The sequence below is a fragment of the Photorhabdus sp. P32 genome (genome assembly GCF_038085095.1).
In the GTDB taxonomy this organism is placed as follows: domain Bacteria; phylum Pseudomonadota; class Gammaproteobacteria; order Enterobacterales; family Enterobacteriaceae; genus Photorhabdus; species Photorhabdus luminescens.
Map to the genome: position 1 here is coordinate 1 of NZ_JAZGJN010000136.1, position 2353 is coordinate 2353.

Annotated in this window: 2 protein-coding genes; one reads left to right on the top strand and one right to left on the bottom strand. The window is 38.3% G+C overall.

Translation table 11 applies throughout. The annotated features are described in order from the left end of the window. Positions 1-402 precede the first annotated feature (402 nt). Positions 403-1845, bottom strand: coding sequence for a serralysin (gene prtA / locus V2H77_RS00825; protein ID WP_341497284.1), 1443 nt, complete (start codon positions 1843-1845; stop codon positions 403-405). 340 nt (positions 1846-2185) lie between these two features. Between prtA and V2H77_RS00830 the strand changes: the two genes are divergently transcribed. Then, positions 2186-2353 (top strand): aromatic amino acid transport family protein (locus V2H77_RS00830; protein WP_341497285.1); only part of this gene is annotated, 168 nt, incomplete at its 3' end.

Sequence of the window (2353 nt, forward strand, 5' to 3'; positions counted from 1 at the left end):
GAATTATACAACTAATGTAAACGTTAATTACATTTAACACCGGCATGAAATAATTTCAAATTAAAACTAATTTCCATATATATTGTTTTGTCATAATGAAATAATACGACCGATGTATATATTAATTATGTTTAATATCACCAATAAATAATTTTAATTTAAAAATAAATTATTTTGAGATTGTTTTTAAATAAAAAAATCACACAATTAATCACTTATTTAAATGTATTTGACTTATTATATAATAGAAAAATAGTAGATTAGGAACTCCAACCACATGGGCAGAAGAGAGAATGCGGAATACAGAAGACAGAAGACAGAAGACAGCAAAATTACACGTCCAGACGCTCAAAGTGACTAAACGAATAACCGCATCCAGTCAGATGCGGTTGTGTTGTTGTGTTATGAAAGGATGAAATCAGCCTCTGTCAGCGGCTCTCCAACGATCTTCACCCCAAAACCATCTTGGGATAATTCTCCCCCCATATTAATAACGAAATCATTTACCTTGTTAACGCTATCATAGCTGATCACTGCTTCCCCAACGGTACCAGTGAATTCTTCGACAAACTTAATACTACCTTTCCCTGCTTCACCTAGATCGAACAACGACAAATCAATCTTATCTTCACCGGAAATAAAGTCATGGACCCAATCACGCTCAAGAAAAGGTGATTCCTTGGCGTTCAGGTAGACAAATGTATCTTTGCCTTCCCCACCCCAAAGATGATCAGCTCCCAGGCCACCGTAAATAATGTCATCACCGGCTCCGCCCTTCAGAGTATTATTGGCATCATTCCCTATCAGAATATCATTACCACTGCCGCCAATCGCATTTTCAATCGTGACGCCGCGGGCAATAGAGATGTTTCCTTTCAGACCACCAACATCCGAGAAAGAAGCTTCATTCAAGTTGATACGTTGATCCTGAGTAAAACCAGAGAAATCAAAGGTATCATTACCACCCGCATCCCAGGCAGTGAACACGATTTTGCTCTTTGCATCTTTTGCAGTAAAGAAATCGCGATCGGTGTTGGAATTAAAGCCATATATCGTGTCACCGGTACGGGTAGTATTATTTGCGCCATACATTGCTTGAATGGCTGAAATATCGTTAAGTAATGGCGCAGATGAATCAATACCTTTAAAGTCCTGTCCGGTATTTTTTTCACTGAAATAACCCATAACGGTATAAGCGCCGCTATCTTCAAAATAGGTCGCCTTGTTCTTGTAAGTCGGTATTACATCATCAGACGCATCATAATCAGCCGGATGATCCAACCCTAATGTATGACCAATCTCATGAGTAAACGTATGGCGGCCATAACCATTCAATTCAATATCATTTTTTAAGAAAGTACGGCTTTCCGCATTATACCAAGTTCCTACTTGTTTCAAATGCGGATACGGCATCTCAGCAAATGCATAATCCCCCGTTAAACTAAAATCAAAGAAACCAAAAGTGACATTCGCCTTACTCGCATCAGAGGTTTCGGTGAATTTAATATTGGCGACATCAGTCCAAGATTGAATTGACAGTTTTGCCGCCGCTTTTTGCTCTTCATTAAATGCTGAAAAGCCATAAATACTCCACGGCATATTATCCGGTTCACTCTCCAGGAAATTATACGTTAATTGGAAAGTTTCAGATTTGTCATTACTCTGATGCCCCCAACGATAATCACTTCGGATTAACTCTTTCGCCGCATCTTTACTAGGCTCATGCCCAACGACAATATTAGGATCTTTACCTGGAATATAAGCCTGTAGCCAAGTCAGTACCTCATTTGCCTTTGCTGAACCATTAACTTCTTCCAAATATGAAATCTTCCTCTTTAATGACATATATTTCTCCATAAGTTAAAATCTTAAATATAAAAACCTTTTTATTTAATTAAACACCTGTCAATAAAACCTATAAGTGATGGGCTATCCCGGCCACGCAATTAAAAATCCCTTCCCATAAAAGTAACACTAAAGTTAATTACATAAAAAACAATTAACATATTTTTTTAATATAAACGTGATAAAAATAGCATAAAACAAATATACCTAATAGATTTCGAGTTGCAGCGCGGCGGCAAAGGAGTGAATCCTCGGGAGCATAGCAAACTATGTAACTGAGGTGAGCGAGTGCAGCCAACAAAGCAGCAGCTTGAAAGATAACGGGTATAGGGTAACGCATATGGCTACTTTGTCGATAGAAAAATCGTCTCCATCTTTATTTGGCGGCGCTATGATCATTAGTGGAACGATTATTGGCGCTGGCATGTTTTCTTTACCGGTTGTCATGTCAGGAGCATGGTTTTTCTGGTCAATCGCCGCTTTGATTTTTACCTGGTTTTGCATGTTG

Coding starts and splice junctions, on each gene's coding strand:
- prtA (WP_341497284.1), bottom strand. CDS start 1,845: ATGTCATTAAAGAGGAAGATTTCATATTTGGAAGAAGTTAATGGTTCA.